This window comes from Marinomonas foliarum, from assembly GCF_003337275.1.
Taxonomy (GTDB): Bacteria; Pseudomonadota; Gammaproteobacteria; order Pseudomonadales; family Marinomonadaceae; genus Marinomonas; species Marinomonas foliarum.
Genome location: NZ_QPJQ01000007.1, coordinates 113,141 through 133,911, shown reverse-complemented (window position 1 = coordinate 133,911; position 20,771 = coordinate 113,141). Strand labels below are relative to the sequence as shown.

General features: G+C 43.2%; 19 protein-coding genes. 10 read left to right on the top strand and 9 right to left on the bottom strand.

Annotation, left to right across the window (positions count from 1 at the left end; all coding sequences use genetic code 11):
- Window positions 1–40 precede the first annotated feature (40 nt).
- Window positions 41–1,957, top strand: coding sequence for a molecular chaperone DnaK (gene dnaK, locus DFP77_RS05740; protein ID WP_114411324.1), 1,917 nt, complete (start codon window positions 41–43; stop codon window positions 1,955–1,957).
- A 198-nt stretch (window positions 1,958–2,155) separates the two neighbouring features.
- Window positions 2,156–3,286, top strand: a complete 1,131-nt coding sequence (dnaJ, locus tag DFP77_RS05735) for a molecular chaperone DnaJ (RefSeq protein WP_114411323.1) — start codon at window positions 2,156–2,158, stop codon at window positions 3,284–3,286.
- 34 nt (window positions 3,287–3,320) lie between these two features.
- On the opposite strand, the gene DFP77_RS05730 is transcribed toward dnaJ, so the two are convergent.
- Window positions 3,321–3,932, bottom strand: a complete 612-nt coding sequence (locus DFP77_RS05730) for a uridine kinase family protein (protein ID WP_114411322.1) — start codon at window positions 3,930–3,932, stop codon at window positions 3,321–3,323.
- 126 nt (window positions 3,933–4,058) lie between these two features.
- Here DFP77_RS05730 and DFP77_RS05725 point away from each other — a divergent pair, with 126 nt between their 5' ends.
- The 4 genes from DFP77_RS05725 to gcvA all read left to right on the top strand — a co-directional run bounded on the left by DFP77_RS05725 (window position 4,059) and on the right by gcvA (window position 8,108).
- Window positions 4,059–4,616, top strand: a complete 558-nt coding sequence (locus DFP77_RS05725) for a uridine kinase (protein WP_114411321.1) — start codon at window positions 4,059–4,061, stop codon at window positions 4,614–4,616.
- A 41-nt stretch (window positions 4,617–4,657) separates the two neighbouring features.
- Window positions 4,658–4,987, top strand: a complete 330-nt coding sequence (locus DFP77_RS05720; RefSeq protein ID WP_114411320.1) for a DUF3392 family protein — start codon at window positions 4,658–4,660, stop codon at window positions 4,985–4,987.
- 262 nt (window positions 4,988–5,249) lie between these two features.
- Window positions 5,250–6,623 carry a glyceraldehyde-3-phosphate dehydrogenase gene (locus tag DFP77_RS05715; RefSeq protein ID WP_114411319.1) on the top strand — a complete coding sequence of 458 codons (1,374 nt, stop codon included), beginning with the start codon at window positions 5,250–5,252 and terminating at the stop codon, window positions 6,621–6,623.
- 546 nt (window positions 6,624–7,169) lie between these two features.
- A complete protein-coding gene (gcvA, locus tag DFP77_RS05710; protein ID WP_114411318.1) occupies window positions 7,170–8,108 on the top strand; it encodes a transcriptional regulator GcvA in 939 nt (312 codons plus the stop codon).
- A 14-nt stretch (window positions 8,109–8,122) separates the two neighbouring features.
- On the opposite strand, the gene DFP77_RS05705 is transcribed toward gcvA, so the two are convergent.
- The 3 genes from DFP77_RS05705 to DFP77_RS05695 all read right to left on the bottom strand — a co-directional run bounded on the left by DFP77_RS05705 (window position 8,123) and on the right by DFP77_RS05695 (window position 11,449).
- Window positions 8,123–8,893: a TSUP family transporter gene (locus DFP77_RS05705; RefSeq protein WP_114411317.1), complete on the bottom strand. Its 771-nt coding sequence runs from the start codon at window positions 8,891–8,893 to the stop codon at window positions 8,123–8,125.
- A 115-nt stretch (window positions 8,894–9,008) separates the two neighbouring features.
- Window positions 9,009–10,496, bottom strand: coding sequence for a glycerol-3-phosphate dehydrogenase (gene glpD / locus DFP77_RS05700; protein WP_114411316.1), 1,488 nt, complete (start codon window positions 10,494–10,496; stop codon window positions 9,009–9,011).
- Between the two features lie 182 nt (window positions 10,497–10,678).
- Complete coding sequence (locus DFP77_RS05695; RefSeq protein WP_114411315.1) at window positions 10,679–11,449, bottom strand: DeoR/GlpR family transcriptional regulator; 771 nt, start codon at window positions 11,447–11,449, stop codon at window positions 10,679–10,681.
- A gap of 170 nt (window positions 11,450–11,619) precedes the next feature.
- On the opposite strand from DFP77_RS05695, the gene glpK reads away from it, so the two are divergent.
- On the top strand, window positions 11,620–13,104 hold the full coding sequence (gene glpK, locus DFP77_RS05690) for a glycerol kinase GlpK (RefSeq protein ID WP_114411314.1): 1,485 nt from the start codon (window positions 11,620–11,622) through the stop codon (window positions 13,102–13,104).
- A 93-nt stretch (window positions 13,105–13,197) separates the two neighbouring features.
- Window positions 13,198–13,488 (top strand): hypothetical protein, encoded by a 291-nt coding sequence (locus DFP77_RS05685; protein WP_114411313.1) that lies wholly within the window; start codon window positions 13,198–13,200, stop codon window positions 13,486–13,488.
- Window positions 13,489–13,574: 86 nt separating this feature from the next.
- Here DFP77_RS05685 and DFP77_RS05680 read toward each other — a convergent pair whose 3' ends face one another.
- The 3 genes from DFP77_RS05680 to DFP77_RS05670 all read right to left on the bottom strand — a co-directional run bounded on the left by DFP77_RS05680 (window position 13,575) and on the right by DFP77_RS05670 (window position 16,159).
- The gene (locus DFP77_RS05680; protein WP_114411312.1) at window positions 13,575–14,087 is read right to left on the bottom strand and encodes a DUF501 domain-containing protein; all 513 of its coding nucleotides are present in this window, start codon (window positions 14,085–14,087) and stop codon (window positions 13,575–13,577) included.
- A 36-nt stretch (window positions 14,088–14,123) separates the two neighbouring features.
- Window positions 14,124–14,534 carry an energy transducer TonB gene (locus tag DFP77_RS05675; protein WP_114411311.1) on the bottom strand — a complete coding sequence of 137 codons (411 nt, stop codon included), beginning with the start codon at window positions 14,532–14,534 and terminating at the stop codon, window positions 14,124–14,126.
- A gap of 212 nt (window positions 14,535–14,746) precedes the next feature.
- Window positions 14,747–16,159: an aminotransferase-like domain-containing protein gene (locus tag DFP77_RS05670; protein WP_114411310.1), complete on the bottom strand. Its 1,413-nt coding sequence runs from the start codon at window positions 16,157–16,159 to the stop codon at window positions 14,747–14,749.
- Window positions 16,160–16,410: 251 nt separating this feature from the next.
- Here DFP77_RS05670 and DFP77_RS05665 point away from each other — a divergent pair, with 251 nt between their 5' ends.
- Both DFP77_RS05665 and DFP77_RS05660 read left to right on the top strand, forming a co-directional pair.
- Entirely contained in the window at window positions 16,411–18,387 is a 1,977-nt protein-coding gene (locus tag DFP77_RS05665; RefSeq protein ID WP_114411309.1) for a methyl-accepting chemotaxis protein, read from the top strand.
- Between the two features lie 62 nt (window positions 18,388–18,449).
- A complete protein-coding gene (locus tag DFP77_RS05660; protein ID WP_114411308.1) occupies window positions 18,450–18,929 on the top strand; it encodes a peroxiredoxin in 480 nt (159 codons plus the stop codon).
- 74 nt (window positions 18,930–19,003) lie between these two features.
- Here the strand turns inward: DFP77_RS05660 and DFP77_RS05655 are convergent, their stop codons facing one another.
- Window positions 19,004–20,272 (bottom strand): TRAP transporter large permease, encoded by a 1,269-nt coding sequence (locus tag DFP77_RS05655; protein WP_114411307.1) that lies wholly within the window; start codon window positions 20,270–20,272, stop codon window positions 19,004–19,006.
- 2 nt (window positions 20,273–20,274) lie between these two features.
- The gene (locus DFP77_RS05650) at window positions 20,275–20,748 is read right to left on the bottom strand and encodes a TRAP transporter small permease (RefSeq protein WP_114411306.1); all 474 of its coding nucleotides are present in this window, start codon (window positions 20,746–20,748) and stop codon (window positions 20,275–20,277) included.
- Window positions 20,749–20,771 lie beyond the last annotated feature (23 nt).

Here is a 20,771-nt window from a genome sequence, read left to right as displayed (position 1 = left end):
ATTATCATTGTAATAAACGAATTTATTGGAGATACAAACCATGGGTAGAATCATTGGTATTGACTTAGGTACAACGAACTCTTGTGTTGCTGTGTTAGATGGCGAAAAAGCGCGCGTTATTGAAAACGCGGAAGGCGATCGCACCACGCCTTCTATCGTTGCCTTCTCTGAAGACGGCGAAGTACTAGTTGGTCAATCTGCTAAGCGTCAAGCGGTAACAAACCCAACAAATACTCTATTTGCTGTTAAGCGTTTGATCGGTCGTAAATTTAAAGACGACGTGGTTCAAAAAGACATCTCTATGGTGCCTTACAAAATCATTAGCGCAGACAATGGCGATGCTTGGGTAGAAGTGAAAGGCGACAAGAAAGCGCCACCACAAATCTCTGCTGAAGTTCTTAAGAAAATGAAGAAAACAGCGGAAGACTACCTAGGTGAGAAAGTAACTGAGGCAGTAATCACTGTTCCTGCTTACTTTAACGACTCTCAGCGTCAAGCAACAAAAGATGCGGGTAAAATAGCAGGTCTTGATGTTAAGCGTATTATTAACGAGCCAACAGCAGCGGCATTGGCTTACGGCCTAGATAAGAGCTCTGGCGATTCTACTATCGCGGTTTATGACCTTGGTGGTGGTACGTTCGATATTTCTATCATCGAAATCGCTGACGTAGATGGTGAGAAGCAATTCGAAGTATTGTCTACCAATGGTGATACTTTCCTAGGTGGTGAAGATTTCGACATGCGCGTAATCGAATACCTAGCAGCAGAATTCAAGAAAACATCTGGTATCGATCTACACAACGATCCACTAGCGCTACAACGTTTGAAAGAAGCGGGTGAGAAAGCGAAAGTTGAGTTGTCATCTTCTTCTCAGACAGAAGTTAACTTGCCTTACATCACTGCTGACGCGACTGGTCCTAAGCACTTGAACGTGAAATTGACTCGTTCTAAGTTGGAGTCATTGGTTGAAGAGCTAGTGTTGAAATCTCTTGAACCTTGCCGTCAAGCATTGAAAGATGCTGATCTTTCAGCTTCTGATATCGACGAGGTTATCTTGGTTGGTGGTCAGACTCGTATGCCTCTTGTTCAAGCGAAAGTAACTGAATTCTTCGGTAAAGAGCCACGTAAAGATGTGAACCCAGATGAAGCGGTTGCTATTGGTGCATCTATCCAAGGCGCGGTACTTTCTGGTGATGTGAAAGATGTTCTTCTTCTAGACGTTACACCACTGTCTCTAGGTATCGAGACAATGGGCGGTGTCATGACGGCGTTGATCGAGAAAAACACGACGATTCCTACTAAGAAATCTCAGACGTTCTCTACAGCAGAAGATAACCAAAATGCGGTAACTATCCACGCATTACAAGGTGAGCGTAAGCAAGCGTCTCAGAACAAATCTCTAGGCCGTTTCGACTTGGCGGACATTCCACCTGCTCCACGTGGTGTGCCACAAATCGAAGTAAGCTTCGATATCGATGCTAACGGTATTTTGAGTATTTCTGCGAAAGACAAAGCGACAGGCAAAGAACAGTCTATTGTTATCAAGTCTTCTTCAGGCCTAAGTGATGAAGAAGTAGAAAAAATGGTTCAAGATGCTGAAGCTAACGCAGATGAAGACCGTAAGTTCGAAGAGCTTGTACAAGTTCGTAACACAGCGGACGGCATGATTCACGCAACTCGTAAAACTTTGACTGACGCTGGCGATAAAGCAACAGCAGAAGAAAAAGAAGCGATTGAAACAGCCATTACTGAGCTTGAAGAAGCGCTAACATCTAATGACAAAGAGAAAATCGAAGAGAAAACCAATGCGTTGACTCAAGCGTCTGGCTCTTTGGCTCAGAAGATGTATGCAGACGCTGAAGCAGCTGAACAACCAGCAGGCGAAGGTGAGCAGGCTAAGTCTCAGGATGATGCTGTTGATGCAGAGTTCGAAGAAGTAAAAGACGATAAAAAATAAGCGTTAAACACTTATTTTGCCTCTATTGATGGGGCGGTAAATAGCAAGCACGGTTTTGAACCGTGCTTTGCTGTTTACACTATCTTCGATTAATGAGCGCTAAGTAATGTCGATCTATTCTGGCGATTTTCGACTCAGAACATCTTAGATAAAGAATACTTTTAAATTCAGACTTTTCAAAATTCAGGAATGCCTGCGATGAGCAAAAGAGACTATTACGACGTTCTTGGTGTTGCCAAGAGTGCGGATAAGAAAGACATTAAAAAAGCTTATCGTTCTTTAGCGAATAAGTACCATCCAGACAAAAACCCAGATAACCCAGAAGCGCTTGATAAGTTTAAAGAGTTAGCAGAAGCCTACGAAATTTTATCTTCTGATGACAAGCGCGCCGCATATGATCGATTTGGTCATGAAGGTGTAAATGGTCAGGCTGGCGGAGGCTACGGCGGTGGTGCCGGTGCTGGTGGTTTTAGCGACATTTTTGGTGATGTGTTTGGTGATATTTTTGGCGGTGGTGGTGGCGGTCAAAGCCGTACTCGTCGTGGTTCGGATCTGCGCTACACACTAGAGCTAGATCTTGAGCAAGCTGTTTGGGGTTGTGAGGAAAAAATTCGCATCCCAACGCTGGTTGGCTGTAACACGTGTGATGGCTCAGGTGCGAAAAAGGGTTCCACTCCGAAAACATGTGGTACCTGTGGTGGTGCTGGTCAAGTTCGTATGTCACAGGGCTTTTTCTCTGTACAGCAAGCGTGTCCAGAATGTCATGGTGCAGGTCAGGTAATCAGTGATCCTTGTAATGACTGTCATGGTCAAGGCCGAGTTCAAGAATATAAAACACTGAATGTTAAGATTCCTGCGGGCGTTGATACAGGTGACCGTATTCGTTTGTCAGGTGAAGGTGAAGCTGGGACACATGGTGGCCCTGCTGGTGACTTGTTTGTACAGGTTTCTGTTAAACCACATAACATTTTTGAACGCGATGGTGCGAATCTGTATTGTGAAGTACCTATTAGCTTCACGACTGCAGCATTAGGTGGCGAAATTGATGTTCCTACGCTGGATGGCCGTGTGCGACTAAAAGTCACAGCAGAGTGTCAGTCAGGTAAATTGTTCCGTCTACGTAATAAGGGGGTAAAGCCTGTTCGTGGTGGACCAGTGGGTGATTTGATTTGTAAGGCGGTTGTTGAAACGCCGGTTAACCTTACAGCTCGTCAAAAAGAACTGTTTACTGAATTGGCTGATAGCATGGGTGAAGGCACAGATCATTCACCTAAGCAAAAAAGTTGGTTTGATGGCGTAAAACGTTTTTTTGATGACATCAAAAAATAACTGTTTTACAGCTGATGTATTGTAAAAAAGGCGCCTATTTGGCGCCTTTTTCTTTTAATAGATAGTCGATGTAGTTACGTAGCAAGCTAGCGGCATTGGTGAAGCTTTTATTATTTGGAATAATAAAGTCCGCTTTGCTGCGAATGTCGATGGTCTTGAGAGATGCTTGGCGAACATGTCTCATATATCGGCTGGTCACTTCATTAACATCGCGTCCGCGTTCAGCGATATCGCGTTTTAGTCGGCGTACGATAGCGATGTCCATGTCAGTGTCAACGTAAAGCAAGTAATCAACGGCGTCTCGAATTCCTGCGTCTTGAAACATCATATGGCCTTCTACAAGAACAATATGGGTTGGGTCAAGATTACGATAACCAACACGTTTGTGTTGAGAATGATCGTAAACTGGGATTTCGTTAGGTTGTTGACGATTTTTGCAATTGTGAATAGCAAGGGTGATGCTTTCTAGGTCGAGCGAGCTAAGGTCGTCGAAATTGTATACGTCAGGGTCGATACTGCCGCATCCATTATAAAAGCTGTCTTGGCATAATACGGTGATTTTATCACCTTGGTCTTCTGCTAATAGAGAACATAGTCGACTTTTCCCACTTCCGGAAACGCCGGTAATGCCGATTACAAGTGCCATTGGTTACCTCTGAAAATAAAGTGCGAGCGCTTCTTGAATTGAAGGTGCTTATAGTGTGATATTATATATCAGCTTTGACTGTTTTTGACTGATAAACTGAATTAAGACCTTAAATTGAGATGATTGATGTCTAGAAAAGTTGCTCCAGTGTTGCTCGTGTTTGCTCTGGTTCTTTTGGTGAGTAGGCCTGCTTCTGTTATGGCTGAAACAAACGAAAGTATTGCTTTATCTGATGCGGCAGAGCTGTTTGGCTTGCCTGTTAAGGGGTTGGCGCTATCTCAGTTAGAGTCTCGGTTGGAGAGTATGGGGTTGCAAAGTTACCCTTCCTATAAGCCAGGTGTTGTGAGTTATAGCTTGGGGTCTGAAGGTATTTTGGGCGTAACCAATGCGACGATTCATTTCAATAGCTCTAAATATGTTCGCCAAGTTCTTTTATCGGGCGTGGTAGAAAGTAATGAGAAACGTAAAAATTTAGGCGAATTATTGGGGCGTAAGTATGGCCCCCCCAGTGAAGGCTTTTTGAATGGTGGTTTGGGGCGTTCAAAATGGAGCTTCAGAGATGGTACAACAATAGATTTTCGTAACACGACCTATGATGTATCTGTTTTGTATGTTGATGAGCAGCCTAAGGTCATTTCTCGATCTGGCAAAATCGATGTAGAGGCTTTGTCTAATAAAAAATAATGGAATTTATTCTGCCGTGCTTTTGGTGTAGTTAGTTGTATATGTTTATTTTAGATCTCAACCTTCGTTTAGCGCATTTCATCCAGCCTCATTTACAAGATATTTCTTTGGCGCTGGTCGCAACCTGTTTGGTCGTATATGGCGACAAGGTAAACGGCATTTTAAAGCGATGGGTATCTTCTTGGGTGTTTATCGCTAGGGTGTCAGCGTTTATTCTTATGTGTACATTTGGTTATGGCTTATTGACGTTGTGGAGTCAGCCTCTTGTTTATTGGGGAATTACGCGTATCGATTTTGTTTATCGACCAGCTTTTATCTTCTTCTGTTTTTGTGTTTTGGGGATTTTGGCTGAAAGAAAGCGTCATTTGTAAAAAAAATCATGAAAGTTCCTGTCAGTTTTTGTTGCCAAATTACCACATAACACTCTTGTTCTTGGTGATATCCCTTTAAAAATTGGAATTATGTAGTAAAGTTCCTAGACCCTTCTCGTTATTTCGTTATTTCTATAAAAAAATGCCCTAAAGTCCCGATTTTAAAGGTTTTTTGTAGTCTTCTTACAATTTGTTTTTGTCCTTCTCTGCCGTTAGACTGCGCCCATATTGATATAACAAAGTCTTTTTTCGGGGGCAGAAAATGACAAGCACTTGGTTACAAGCACTTTCGCAAGCAGAATCCATGATTCCTCTTTTAGGTAAACTTGGTCGTGAGAAAGCGGTAAAAGTTCAACTAGCAGGCAACACCTTAATGGCGGATTCTGTTACTGGTCTTATGGCTGCATTTGATCAACATCCTGAATTAGATCTTGTTCAAGTCTATCAAGTGTTAGAGCAAGTATTGGTAAGCGATGTTTCTAATACTGTGGTTGAGCTAGAGTCTTTGGTTGCTGAGGCGGATGTGGCAACTGTGTTGGCGAATCAATCGAGCGATGGGTCTGAAACTCCTGTTGTATTGTACGGTTTTGGTCGTATTGGTCGATTGCTTGCTCGTCGTATGTGTACGCTTGGTCACACGACACCTGGTATGTCACTTGCTGCCATTGTTGTACGTAAAGCGTGCGACAACGATCTTGCGAAGCGTGCTAGCTTGCTTAAGTACGACTCTGTCCATGGTACTTATGAAGGTTTGGTGAAAGTTGATGAAGCAAATCAATCCTTGATTATTAATGGCTCACCCGTAAAAGTCATTTACGCATCAGACCCTGCTGAAGTTGATTACCAAGCTCACGGTATCAACAATGCCTTATTGGTTGATAACACAGGGCGCTGGCGAGATCACGACGGTTTGAGTGTTCACTTGAATCGCCCTGGTATTGAGCGTGTTGTTCTAACTGCGCCTGGCAAAGAAATGAAAAACATTGTCTTTGGTGTTAACGATAATGATGTAACCGATCAAGATCGTATTGTTTCTGCAGCGTCTTGTACCACGAACGCGATTACCCCGATCTTGTCTGTACTTGAAGATAAATTTGGCATCGTATCGGGTCATGTTGAAACCGTTCACGCTTACACGAATGACCAAAACCTAATTGATAATATCCACAAAGGTGATCGTCGTGGTCGTGCTGCAGGCATGAACATGGTGATGACAGAAACTGGTGCAGCAAAAGCTGTATCTAAAGCGATTCCTTCTTTAGAAGGTAAATTAAGTGGCAGTGCGATTCGTGTTCCTGTGATTAACGTATCTATCGCTGTATTGAGTTTGAACTTGAAATCAGCCACCTCTGTTGATGAAATCAACCAGTTGTTAAAAGCTGCATCTGTTAGCGCTGAATTGACAGGGCAGATTGGCTACAGCGATGAGGCTGATGCTGTGAGCTCTGATTTCATTGGCTCTCAACAAGCGGGCGTTGTTGATTCTCTATCGACCAAGGTTCGTGGTAATCAAGCGATCTTATACGTTTGGTACGACAATGAGTATGGCTACAGTTGTCAAGTTGTTCGCTTGATGGAGAAGCTGGCACAAGCAAATTTTATTAGTACTGAGTTGCTTAAGGATGAAGCGGCTTAAGCGAGTGAAGAGATGATCTAACACATTTATATGTGTTGTTGAACGGCGGCCTTTGGGTCGCCGTTTTTTTATTTGTTCATTATGTGATTTTTGGGCAAAAAAAAACCGGACAAATGTCCGGCTTTAAAAAAGTAACTAGCAGTTATGAATAACGTCATCCTGTGGGAGATGATGGTATTCATCTAAACCATGACTGTGGGGACATGATTTAGAGGGATACAGTTAGGGCTGTATCGATACATATTAGGCCGCTGTTCAACCTAAGAGATATACATATTCTAGCTTTATTGATTGTTCTTACAAACGATATAAATTGATTTGTTGGATTAGTAAAATTAATGCAAAATACTTGTATCCGTTTCTATGAAAGTGATCTTCTTTGGGCACTTTATTAAATTCTGGGTGGTTTTCCTGAAATTACTATCATATAGCGCTCTTTCCTAGCCTTTTATAGGGTGTTTTTTGAGTGGTTTATGTTGCGATGGAAGGTCGGTTCGGTCATTTGTTGTTTTGCAGTAGCTGAGGTTGTCTTATGGTGGTTTTTTTATGAAGTCTGTCCCTTTGGCTGGCTTGGGTACGTTTGCCATTGCAGCACGTCATTTGAGTTTTACCAAAGCCGCTCAAGAAATGCATTTAACGCAAGGGGCGGTTAGCCAACAAATTCGACAATTAGAAGAGCGTTTAGGTTTAACTTTATTTGTTCGTTACCATCGCCGGCTTGAGCTGACGGTGGCAGGTGCGCGATTGGCAGTGCAGCTTAATCTTAGTTTTACTGAGATTAATGATCTAATTTTAGAGCTTCAGGAAGAGGAAACATCCAATATTCTGACAGTGTCTGTAATGCCTTCTTTTGCAACAAAGTGGCTGATTCCTCGACTGGGAAGTCTGCAAGAAGCGTATCCAGATTTGCAGCTGCGTATTCAGGCTAACGATAGAGAGGTGAACTTTCAGCGAGATCGTATTGATGTTGCTATTGTGCATAGCCATGTTCACAACTCAAAAGGCTATATTGTGCCATTAATGAAAGACAAAGTTTTTCCTGTTTGTAGTCCAGCTTTCGCCCATGCTCGTTCATTAAGTGAGGCCAATCAGTTAGCGCAAATGTCTTTATTAAATGATGATTCCGAATGGCGTTTTTCTAGTCCGTATGCTGAATGGGAAAAATGGCTTTTATTGGCAAATGCGAAGGGCGTGAAGCCGTCCCGTGGTATCAGCTTCAACCGTGGTGATCTTGCTGTGCAAGCCGCTGTGGCAGGTCAGGGCGTCGCTTTGGGAAGAACGCCCTTGGTTATGGATGATATTCAACAAGGGCGACTAATGCGGCCGTTTACCGAGACGCTAGATGAAGGTCACGCCTATTTATTTGTTTGTCCAGAAATGCAGCGTCAGCGGGAGCCCGTTCAGCAGTTGTTGCGCTGGTTGGTGACAGAATGTTATGAATATTCTCCCGATGATGCTTTGACGATGTTGAGTGAGCTTGGTTAGCTTTGGTTTATGAATTAGTTATCTAATAATAATTTGATTGAAATAGCCAAGCACATAATAATCACCATTGGGCGAATGAGTTTCGCACCTTTGGTGATTACAAGGCGTGAGCCCAGTTGTGCTCCAAACCATTGCCCTATTCCCATCACAATGCCTAAAGCCCAAATCAGGTGGCCGCTAAAGGCGAACATCGCCAAAGAGGCCAGGTTGCTTGTTGCATTCAGTACTTTGGTGTGTGCGGTTGCTGAAACCACGGTCAGCCCCATCAAGCACAAATAGGCGGTAGAGAAGAAGGCGCCAGTTCCTGGGCCAATCAAACCATCGTAAAAACCAATGCTGGTACCGATAATAACCGCAAATTGTATATGAGTGAGTGAGAATTTGCTGGCAATATAAGGTTGAACTTTAGGTAAAAAGAAAAAGAAAATGGCTACTGCGATTAATATAATCGGAACGGCTTTGAGTAGTAAGCTACTGTCTAAATACGAGACTAATAATGTACCGCAAATAGCACCGGTGGCTGTCATTAGAATGGGGAACCACATATCAGACAGTGTAACTTGTCCCTTTTTAATAAAGTGATAAGACGCCGAAACCGTGCCTGCGCAACCTTGCAGTTTATTTGTTGCTAGTGCCTCTGCTGGTGACAGTCCAGCGGCTAATAGAACAGGAACAGTAATGAGTCCACCTCCGCCCGCGATAGCGTCAATAGCACCGGCAAAAAACGCTGCACCAAAGAGGGCAAGGTAGATCCAAATGGAGATATCGAAAAAGGCAAAGTCCATTGTACATTTTTTCCAGTAGAAGAGATAAGCGATGCTATTTAGTAGAACAAAAAAAGCCCATCTAGACAATCGTTTAGTTGGGCTAATGAGTAGTAATTTGAACTCTTAATCTGAATTAGATTTTAGTTTTGATATAGTTCTCAAGTGCGATTTCTTGATCTGTTGTAAATTCAAGACCTAGCTTAGTACGGCGCCATAATATGTCTTCAGCCGAATGTGCCCACTCGTGATGGATCAAATAATCTACTTCTACTTGATAAAGCTGGTTGCCAAAGTCTTGGCCTAGATCGTTTTCTGAGTTCGCTTTATTCAATAGTGTGTGTGTCAGTGAACCATAGCTATTGGCAAAACGACGAGCAAGATGCGCTCCGATAAAAGGATAGTCTTGTTGCAGTTTCATCGCGAAAGCATCAAGAGACATATCTAAGTTTCCGCCAGGCAAAGGTTTTGTGTGTGTCCACTCATCACCTAGGTTGTCAAAATAAGGCGCCAGTTTTTTCATCGCTGATAAAGCGAGTTTTCGGTATGTAGTGATTTTGCCGCCAAAAATGCTAAGTAATGGCGCTTGATGGTTTTGATCATCAAGATGAAGCGTGTAATCGCGGGTTACCGCTGAAGGATCTGAAGACTCATCTTCCAATAAAGGACGAACACCTGAATAGCTCCATACAACATCAGTAGGAGTTAACGTCTTTTTGAAATGATCGTTAGCCACTTTTAGTATGTATTGTGTTTCCTCTTCGGAAATCGATACATCATTTGGATTGCCTTTGTATTCAACATCCGTAGTGCCTAATAAGGTGTAGTTTTCACGATAAGGAATAGCGAAAACAATACGTTTGTCGGTGTTTTGCATAATGAAGGCGTTTGAGTGTTGGTACATCTTTGGTACGACAATATGGCTGCCTTTAATCATACGTATTCCGTATGGCGCTTTTTCTTCGAGTTTGGTTTCGATAAAAGAAGATACCCATGGGCCTGCTGCGTTAACCAAGGCTTTGGCGGTTATTTCTTGAGTTTCCTTAGTAGTTTGATTTTCTAAGGTGATATGCCACTTGTTATCGACACGCTTTGCTGAGGTACAGCGAGTGCGAGCAAAGATAGAGGCACCATTTTGTTGGGCACTTAGTGCGTTGGTTACCACTAGGCGAGCGTCATCAACCCAGCAGTCAGAGTATTCAAAACCCTGTTTTATATCGTCTTTAAGTGGGCTGTCTGAAGCGTATTTAACGCCTTTCGATCCTAAAAGTGTTTCTCGTTTGCCTAAATTGTCATAAAGGAATAAGCCAATGCGAATTAACCACGCCGGACGTAAATGCGGTCTGTGGGGCATTTGAAAGCGCATAGGCGTAACAAGATGAGGGGCTACTTTGAGCAATACTTCGCGCTCTGTCAGGGCTTCTTTGACAAGGCGAAACTCGTAATGCTCTAGATAGCGTAAGCCGCCATGAATTAGTTTACTGCTTGAAGATGATGTTGCATGGGCTAGGTCTCCCATTTCACAAAGGCCAACATCTAAGCCGCGGCCTGCTGCATCTGCAGCGATTCCTGTGCCGTTAATGCCGCCGCCAACAACAAATAGGTCGAAATGGGAGTGATTCATGCAAAGCCTCACGGTTATATTCGAATTTATATGTTCGAAAGTGAACATTTGTTTTCGATATTAAACCTCTAAGCGTCTTATGACAATAACGCTTTGTGAAGTTTTGGTGAATATTCTTTCTTAATTTGCAGTTAAAGGGGAGAGTTAAGTGCTGGAGAGGGTGGTTTTGTGCTGCCCAAGGGTTATTTGGGCGAGCACATTTCTAGGCGAATTTTATGTTCTTTGATTAGCTTTAAAATGGCTTTTGGTGGTTGCTCATCAGTAAAGAGTCTATCGACTTGGGTAATATTGCCTAACCTCACAACGGCATTTCTACCAAACTTTCCGCTGTCAGCTGCAAGAAAGACTGTGCGCGAATTAGATATGATGCTCTGTGCAACTCGAACTTCTTGGTAATCATAATCCAATAATGAGCCGTCGTTAGGATCAATGCCACTGATTCCTATGATGCCAAAATCGACTCGAAATTGGTTTATGAAGTCGATGGTTGCTTCCCCCATAACACCTCCATCCCTTGAGCGTACTGTGCCGCCAGCGATGATAACAGTAAAGTCTTCTTTTCCACTTAAAATCGCTGCTACGTTAAGGTTGTTGGTGATTACTTGTAGACCTTGGTGGTTTAGAAGCGCCCGCGCAACGGTTTCGGTTGTGGTACCGATGTTGATAAACAAAGAAGCGTGATTTGGAATTTCGGCTGCGATGCGTTTGGCAATTTGCTCTTTTGCCGGGAGTTGTAAAATTTGTCGAGTGGCATAAGCAACGTTTGTTGTGCTGGAGTCGTAGCTTGCGCCACCATGATGACGACGTATTTTGTCTGCTTTTGCTAGCTCATTAATATCACGTCGAATCGTTTGTGGTGTGACGGCAAATTGGCTGGCCAATTCGTCAATGGTTACATAACCCTTTTCTTTTACTATGGCGACAATTTTGTCTTGGCGAGATAACTGGCCCATGTTGTTTTCTTCTCCTGGTAAAAGACATTACTTGTTAAACGAGGCTTGCTAAACGAGTGCTCATTGGTTTTTAATAGAGATATTCGTATTTGAATATTTATGTTCAAAAAACAAAATAACAATGTAAGTTGCTTACTATCAAGCGACTGTGACTTCTAAGAGCATTCATCATGACTCATTATATTCTTGCTATCGACCAAGGTACTACAAGTTCTAGGGCTATTTTATTTGATGAGAAAGGTACTCGGGTTGGTCAATCCCAACAAGAGTTCCCACAAATTTTCCCTGACGACGGTTGGGTTGAACATGACCCTGAAAATATTTGGTCATCTACTTTAGCTGTGTGCCAGTCTGTTCTCAAGGATACAGGGGTAGATGCGCAAGCGATAGCAACGATAGGTATTACCAATCAGCGTGAAACGACCATTTTATGGGACACCGAAACAGGTAAGCCTGTTTACAATGCGATTGTTTGGCAAGACCGCCGTACTAGTGCTTTTTGCCAATCATTGAGTGATCAAGGTTTGAGCGAAAAAGTACAAGAAAAAACCGGTCTATTAATTGATCCTTATTTTTCTGCAACAAAAATTCGTTGGATATTAGACAACGTTGAAGGGGCCCGTGCAAAAGCTCAGGCGGGTAAGCTCGCGTTTGGAACCGTTGATAGCTTTTTATTGTGGCGGTTAACGAATGGCAAATCACATAAAACCGATGCCACAAATGCGGCTCGAACCATGGCGTTCAATATTCATACTCAAGAATGGGATGATGAGTTGATTGGGTTGCTTGGTATTGGTGATGTGTTGTTTCCTGAAGTGATGGATTGCAGTGCAGATTTTGGTGTGATCGATGCTTCGTGGTTAGGTGCTGAAATACCCGTAAATGGTATTGCTGGTGATCAGCAAGCCGCTTTGGTTGGTCAGGCATGTTTTACGCCAGGCATGGTGAAAAGTACTTATGGCACCGGCTGTTTCATGATACTGAATACGGGTGATAACGCCATTCGTTCTGAGCATAAGTTGCTGACAACGGTGGGTTATCGTTTAAATGGTAAAGTGACCTATGCCTTAGAAGGCAGTATTTTTGTGGCGGGCGCTGCTATTCAGTGGTTGAGAGATGGTTTGAAGTTGTTTTCGGATGCCAAAGAAACCCAGAGTTTGGCTAAACAGGCTTTGAATGATGACTCTGTGTATTTGGTGCCGGCATTCACTGGTTTGGGGGCGCCTTATTGGGATCCTGATGCTCGTGGGGCCATGATAGGTTTAACACGCGATACGAGCGTCTCAGACATTGTGAGCGCAGGCTTGCGTTCGGTGTGTTATCAAACCCGAGATCTTGTTGGCGCGATGGCGCAGGACGGTGCTACTTTTAGTTCTTTACGTGTTGATGGCGGTATGGTTATCAACGACGTGATGGTTCAGTTTTTGAGTGATTTGTTAGAGATAACAGTCGAACGTCCTTGTGTGACGGAAACCACCGCATTGGGAGCTGCATTTTTAGCTGGTTTGCATGTTGGGCTTTATAAATCTTTGGATGAGGTTGGAGATTTGTGGGTTGCAGACAAACGCTTTGAGCCAACAATGGAGAAAGGAACTGGCGATAAGTTGTATCAAGGTTGGCAAAAAGCAGTAGACCGTGTAAGAACTCGAGATTAGTTTTTACGATTTGATACACGCTTTGACTTGTACGATTAGGTGATTATGGCTACTTTAATAGGCAAGGACGTCTTTTTATGAAGGGTTGAGATAATGTCAAAGCAGTTTGCCGAAGTGCAGCAAGATGATTTTATGAAATTTGGTGGTGAACGCCCAAGCTATTTAGAAATTGAAGATGCTTTGATGAAGCTAGGTGGGCATGGTGTTAACGGTAACAATTTCAAAAATGAAATGGTGAAGTTAGCAGGTTGGACTGGTGGAGCGTTAACAACTTATGCCCAGCGTGCAGCGGTTGCTCAGGCTGCGTTTAATCGCATTCGAGAAGTGTTACCCAAAGCGACTACTCCTGAAGAGTTAAGGGCGTTATTGAAAAGCTTAAAATAGCACTTTCTCTCGAGCTGAAACCCTTAAAAAGGGGGATAGACTTTAATGTCTATTCCCCTTTTTTATCGCAAAATTTTTAGAAAAGGCTACTCGGCGTCAGCAATGGCCTTCATGCCGTACTCTGCATCTAAGATACGACCAATTACATTGTCGCCTGCCAAGTGATGGGCGTATTGCATATGTAGGCAACGCACTTGGTCCCAATTAGCGATACCACCAATGCCAAGTTTATCAAACAACGGCTTGAAGCCTTTTTCTTCAATAATAGCTTTGTGTTCATCGCTCATTACATCCCAGCGCCTCGCAATGTAGTCACGGTGGGAGGCGTGGTGTGCTTCTCTTAGCGTCTCGTCTTCTTTGATACGCTGTTCTAGCTCTTTTACCACACCTTGGCTTTCTATTTTGGCTAATGCTTTGTCTATGGCTTTACTAGAGAGCCAGTAGAGAGTCGGAAAAGGTTGATCAAATACCCAAGTTTCCATTTCTAATACTTGTGGAATGCCATTAGGTGAGTAGTGAGCAATTGCGCTGATGCCGCTTGGTGTTCGACCAAGTTGAGCCGTGATGATATCAATATCACCTTGAGAAAGAGTTATCATAATGTCTTATTGAGTTGAGTCTTCTAGGTAGAAGAATTAAATAATAAACGCAGGGAAACTTGCGGCGAATTTTTGTATCCATTCAGCGGCGGCTTCATTGTAATTCAGTCGTCGGCCTTGGACTTTAGCTTGGCGTCGATAATGTTCTATCTGAGAAAGCTGTTCTATCATGCGAACACAGTAACATTCTTCTTTGGTCGGGAATTCGATGGCGATGTGGTAACCGTCATCTTGTTTGTTGCACCAAGCTACACGGCCAGAGACACAAAAATTTGGGTCAATTTCTTCCAATGTAATTCTTACTGAACGTCCATTATCAAAAGGACGAAGGGCAACATATGTGATACCGACAAACCCAACTCTTTCATCACTAATGGGAGGAAAGGGTTGATCTTCTATTAGCGTAATGTCTAACGGAAGGTCTCTCGGATGTGCAACAAATTCCATCGCAACAAGCCAGCTACTATTTCAGATATTTATGTTATCGGCCAATGTGGCAGAGTGTTTAAAAAAGAATGGGAATTGTACGCTTTTTGCTCTGCCTGTACAGACGAATTTTAAGATGTGTAGAAGCATAATCATAACTTTTACTTATATAGGTGATTGCTCTGTATTGCCCCTAGCACATGGGGTTGCTCTGTTTTTATTGTTCTCTTAATTTAGCTTAACTGTTGTTGGCAAAGTTTGCCCAGTTCTTTTAGTGCAGCGTCTGTTTTGTTGTCCCAAGTTAGTGCGTAATTTAGCCTGAAATGATGGTCAAATTGAGCCGTTAAACTGAATGCTAGACCGGGCAATAAGCCAATTTTTTTTTCTAAGGCCTGAATGTGAAGTGTCATGGCATTCACTGAGCTTGGTAGGGTGATCCATAGTAGGAACCCGCCTTTAGGTTGTGAGGTTGTTGTCCCTGTAGGAAAGTGCTCATGAATAATCGCTTGGCAGCGAATAAGGTTGTCTTGGTAGGTTTGTCTTGTTTTACGTAAATGGCGATCGTACGCGCCATTTTCGAGAAAATTCGCAATGGCGGTTTGAGTCAATGTTGGGATTGCAAGAGATTGTACATAGGCATAATGCTCTATCTTAGCTTGGAATTGGCCGCCAACGATCCAGCCAATTCGAAAGCCTGGCGCGATACTTTTTGAAAAGGAGCTGCAATAAATAACAGTGTTATTCGTGTCGTCTGCTTTCAAGGCACGTTCGCGCTTGTCTTTGTAGCTCAACTCTCCATACACGTCGTCTTCAATAAGTGTAAAGCCAAACTGTATAGATTGCTGGATTAGGCGCTGTCTAGCCTGATGGCTAAGTGTTGCGCCAATCGGGTTTTGGTTGTTGGGGGTGACAATACAGGCTTTGACACCCCATTCTTTGGCTGCATTTTCCAGTACATCCAAATCTATGCCTGTATCTGCGGAGCAGGGAATTTCCACCGCTTTTAAATTTAGTACCTCAATAGCTTGTAACACGCCGTGATAGGCTGGGCTTTCGATAGCGATAGTGTCGCCCGCTTTAGCAACGGCCTGTAGCGACAGCATTAAGGCATTTTGACAGCCAAGGGTGATGGTGATGTCATCGGGCTGCAATTGGCAGCCACTGTCTAGCATTCTTATCGCGATTTGCCGGCGTAAACTAAGAGAGCCGGGAGTGAACTCATAAGCCGCACATATTTCTGGTTCTAAGCGCATTAAACGACCGACAGAGCGTTGTAATTGTCGGATCGGTAAAAATTGGCTTTTAGGGATGGCGGCGCCAAATTGAATAATGTCGTCATCTTGTGAGGCATGGAGTAAGCGGCGCAATAGTGTGTGTATGGTTGCATCGTTCTGAGTCGGTGCGATTTTTGCAGGTTCTTTTGGCTGTAATCGGTTCTCTTGAACAAAGTAACCTTTTTGAGGGCGTGCTTTTATAGCGCCTCTATCTTCTAACAAACTGTAGGCTTGTAATACTGTAGCGACACTGACTTCCATCTGTTTACTGGATTTTCTTACAGAAGGGATCTTTGCTCCGGGCAGAAAAATACCTTCTTGGATTTGCAGCTCAATCTGGTTGGCAATTTTTTCGTATAACGGGCAATCCATAGGTATGAGTCAGTATCAGAGGGAAGATAGAGTAATTTATCAGATTGGGAGGTCGAAGGAAATCTATGTACTTACTGGTAAGTAGCGCGCTGAAGCCTATTTTGGCGTAATCAGGTGCTTGTTGTTCTTATTGATTGTAAGCAAAGTGTTATGATATTCCTGTATCCTTGGTCAAATTTTTGAAATGTGTGCAATTGTTTAACATGGGTGCACAAATTAATGTAAAGCAGATATGAATGTAGAGGTCGATTATGTCGTTGTCCGTCATCCAAAGAATTTTGTTTGGCTTTGGGGTTTTATTGCTGCTTTTGTTGATGATTGCTGCATCTGGATTTGTGGGTATCAGCAAAATTGAAGACAGATTGAATGTAGTGACTGGAGAGGTTGCTAGCATTTCATCTACGAGTACAGCTTTGAAAGAGGAGCTGAGTTTGGCGAATGCTGCGGTATTGCAATATCTATTAAGCAAATCCCCTGATGCATTAGAAGAACTTTCAGAGCGCTTTTCAGCTCATAAGCAAGCGTTCGCTGATGTTTCTAATCAGCTATCTGAGCAGCTGCAAGAGCAGCCGATTATGAGCGAGGCTTTAGAGAGCATCAATCAAGAGGTTGAGCGTTTTTTTAGCATTACCGATGTGGCTTTTTCAAATCATAAAACCATGCTTGAGCTTCAAGCTTCGGTGCCAGATGAAAAGCTAGACCTAAAAGACGCCATTATGTTCACTGGTGAAGATTTAGGGATACTGGTGACAGACGGAGATACATCTGAAATTCAGTTTGCAGCTTCGTATATGCAAAGCCAGATAGGCAGCCTTCAAGTGTCGGTTAACGATTATTTTGATGTACGTAGCTTGGAGAGTATGCAGGATCTACGAGACAGTATGGCGTCCGTTATCACGAGCTTAAAGGATAAGCAGGCTTATTTGAATGACGACAACATCAATGAGTTGATTAATGAAATTGAGTTTAGCGTTGTTTCTGACGATGGCGTGATTGCAAAACAATATGAAAATATCCGCTTGCTACAAGAGTCAGAAGTATTGGCCAAGGAATTATCTGACAGCATGATGATTGTCAGTGCTTCGGTACAGAAACTGCTCTCGGAAGCCTCTGTCATGGGGGAGAATGCGAAACAAGAAGCCAGTGAGGCAGGCTCGCTATCAATGCTCATTATTGAAGTGGTTTTAGTTATTTCGATTATTATTGCCGTGTCGGTGGCGCTGTGGGTTAGTCGCAGTATTCGCCAGCCACTAAAAGAGGTGATGTCGGTATTAGGAAAGATTGCCGATGGCGATTTTACTCAGCGTAGTAGTGTAAAAACGAAAGACGAGTTTGGCGAATTATCCCGATGGGTAAATGGCTTGGTGGCTAAATTGCAGAGTGTGATGGCGGAGATTGATCAAGCCTCTAATGAAGTTGCTAGTTCGGCAGGCTCTAATGTTCGTTTAGCTGGCGATTCGAAGCGCCTAATGGTGGCGCAAAATGAAAGAACCACAGAGGTCGCTTCGTCTATGTCGGAAATGGTTTCTACGGTTGATCAGGTAGCAAAAAGCTCTGAAGTTATTTTGCATCAGATCCAATCCGTTGACCAAGGAACGAATCAAAGCCGAGCTAAAATGGATGCCAATATCCAGAAAATTGAGGGACTGCTCGAACAGATAGAAGAGTCGACGACGGTAGTAAATGAGCTTGATGAGCACTCTAAGAGCATAGACCGTATCTTAGATGTTATCCAAGAAATTGCAGAGCAAACGAACTTATTGGCGCTCAATGCAGCGATTGAGGCTGCTCGTGCAGGCGAGCAGGGGCGTGGTTTTGCTGTGGTGGCGGATGAAGTACGAACATTAGCCACAAGAACTCACAGTTCAACGGAAGAGATTCAGAATGTGATTGCCCAATTACAGCAGGGTGTTACCAAAACTGTTGGCAGTATGGAAACAAGCAGACAAAGTGCCAGTTCAAGTGCTGAAGAAGCGCGTGTAGTTGGTCAATCACTGGTGGAACTGCAAAGTAGTATGGCTGAGATTCGTGATTTGAGTACGCAAATCGCGACAGCGGCTGAAGAGCAATCGGCCGTGGCACAAGAAATAAAACAGAATGTGATAGAAATCTCAGAAATGTCTGAAGAAGCGGCTTTAGGAGCTGATCAAAGTGAGAAAGACAGTGAGGGTCTATCAAAGCTGGCTTCTCATCAAAAACAGTTACTGAGTCAATTTAAGATTGTTTGATGGTTTTTCTAAGACGTGTTGCGTTAATATGAGAGCAACTTAATTCTCAGGAGATACGGTTTATGTCAATTCTTGTTGGTGATATGTTGCCACATGGTGCGTTTCAGGTGATGGGGGAAGAAGGGCCTGAGACGATTGATGTCACCGAATTTTTTTCGGGAAAAACTGTGTTGATGTTTGCCGTTCCTGGTGCGTTTACCCCAACGTGCAGTGCGAGCCACTTACCAGGCTATGTTGTGCATTATGATGACATAAAAGAAAAAGGTGTTGATGAAATAATCTGTCTTTCTGTTAATGATGTTTTTGTTATGAATGCATGGGATAAAGCCAATAACGCTGAAAACCTTGTGATGGCAGCAGATGGCTTGGCTGAATTTACCTGCTCAATGGGATTGGAGTTGGATATCTCTGCAGCGAAAATGGGCATTCGTAGTCGCCGTTATGCAATGTTAGTGACTAACGGTATTATTCAACATTTATGGTTAGATGAGCCGGGTGAGTACAAAGTAAGCTCAGCGGAATATGTTTTGTCTCAGCTGTAAATGAATTGCTTTTATCCACACAAAAAAACGACGCTATATGCGTCGTTTTTTTGTGTGTGGATATTTACCAATCGTCAATAGCCGAATAGTGTCGGCAAAAATGTAACCGTGCTTGGTACAAAAGTGATCAGTATTAACACAGCCAATTCGACTAAGAATAATGGCATGATTTGCTTAGATATTGCAGCCATACCGACATTCGCTATCGAGTTCGAAACAAACAAACATATACCCATGGGTGGTGTGACAAGGCCAATCATTAGATTGAAAATAACCACTATACCGAAATGAACAGGATCAATACCAAGGCTCATTGCAATAGGATGCAGAATCGGTAGCAATATTAGCATTGCTGCTATCCCTTCAAGGAAGAGACCAACAACTAACAAAATGACGTTCACTAGGATCAAGAACACCCAAGGGCTAGACACTTGTTCCAGCACCATTTGGCTGACCGTTTGAGGTACTCTTGAGAAGGTTAATAACCAGTTCGCTGCTGCGACTACTGCAATCACAATCAGAATCACAGAAGAGTCACGCATAGCCCGAATGAAAATGCCCGGTAAGCTAGAAATCTTCAAACTTTTAAGGATAAAAATACCAGCTAACAAAGCATAAGCAGCAGCGAATGCAGCGGCTTCAGTTGGTGTAACAATACCAGTAAGTATTGAGCCAACGATGAATACCGGCATGAAAAGAGGAATCCAAGCATCAACGAATGCTTTTAAACGCTCTTTCATCGATAGCTTTGCTTTTAGTGGTGCGTAATGGCCTGCAAAAAAATAGACATAAATGGATAAGCCTACAGCCAAAAATAATCCAGGAGCAACGCCTGCTAAGAAGAGTGCAGGAACGGACACGCCTGTTGTGATTAGTGCATAAATTATCACAGGAATGCTAGGTGGAATCATCGGGCCGATAACAGAAGAGGCTGCGGTCAGAGCCGCTGCAAAGGAGCGAGGGTAGCCTTCTTTTTCCATTGTCGGAATAAAGACACGACCTAGTGCTGAAGTGTCTGCCACGGCTGAGCCAGACAGACCTGCAAAAATGACCGACGCCCAAATATTCACATGAGCTAAGCCCGCTCGCATGTGGCCGACTAGCGCATTGGCAAAATTAATAATGCGGCTGGTGATACCACTTTCGTTCATCAGTTCGCCAGCTAATACGAACAAAGGAATAGCTAGGATAGAAAAGGAGTCGAGCCCACTAAAAATGCGTTGTGCTACAAGGCTCACATTAAAAGGCAGAGTATATACGTGCCCCACAACCCCTAACAAAATTGCGAATGCAATTGGGCTGCCAATGAGCAAAAGAACAATAAGAATTCCAAAACCTAACATGATTATTGTCCCTTCTCTAATGACGTAGACTGAAAATATTCAGCAAGTCTTATGAGCGCAGCGATAGTAAGGCAAACACCACCTATGACCATGGCCACTTGGAAATAGTACATTTGAATCCCCGTTCCTGGTGCTTGAATTGCACCTCGCTTTATCATGAAAAGGTAACCGGAATACGTAATAACACTGCCACTGATAAGGGCGATAGCGTCAGAAACAAAGTGAAGATAATGACGTATTTTTTCTGACACCATGTCTTCTAAAAAAGTAAAACGTATGTGAAGACCTTCTAGGTAACACAATGCCATGCCGAACATGGTGCCGTATATCATGGCGTATTTTGCGACTTCTTCACTCCATTGAATGGGGGAGTTGAGCAAGTAACGGCTCAAGCTGCTAACGAGCACAACGCCAAAAATAACGAATAGAGAGGTGCCAGTTAAAAGTGCGAGAGTATTTTTATAGAGGCGCTTCATGGTGAGCTTTCCGGGTAGAGGCA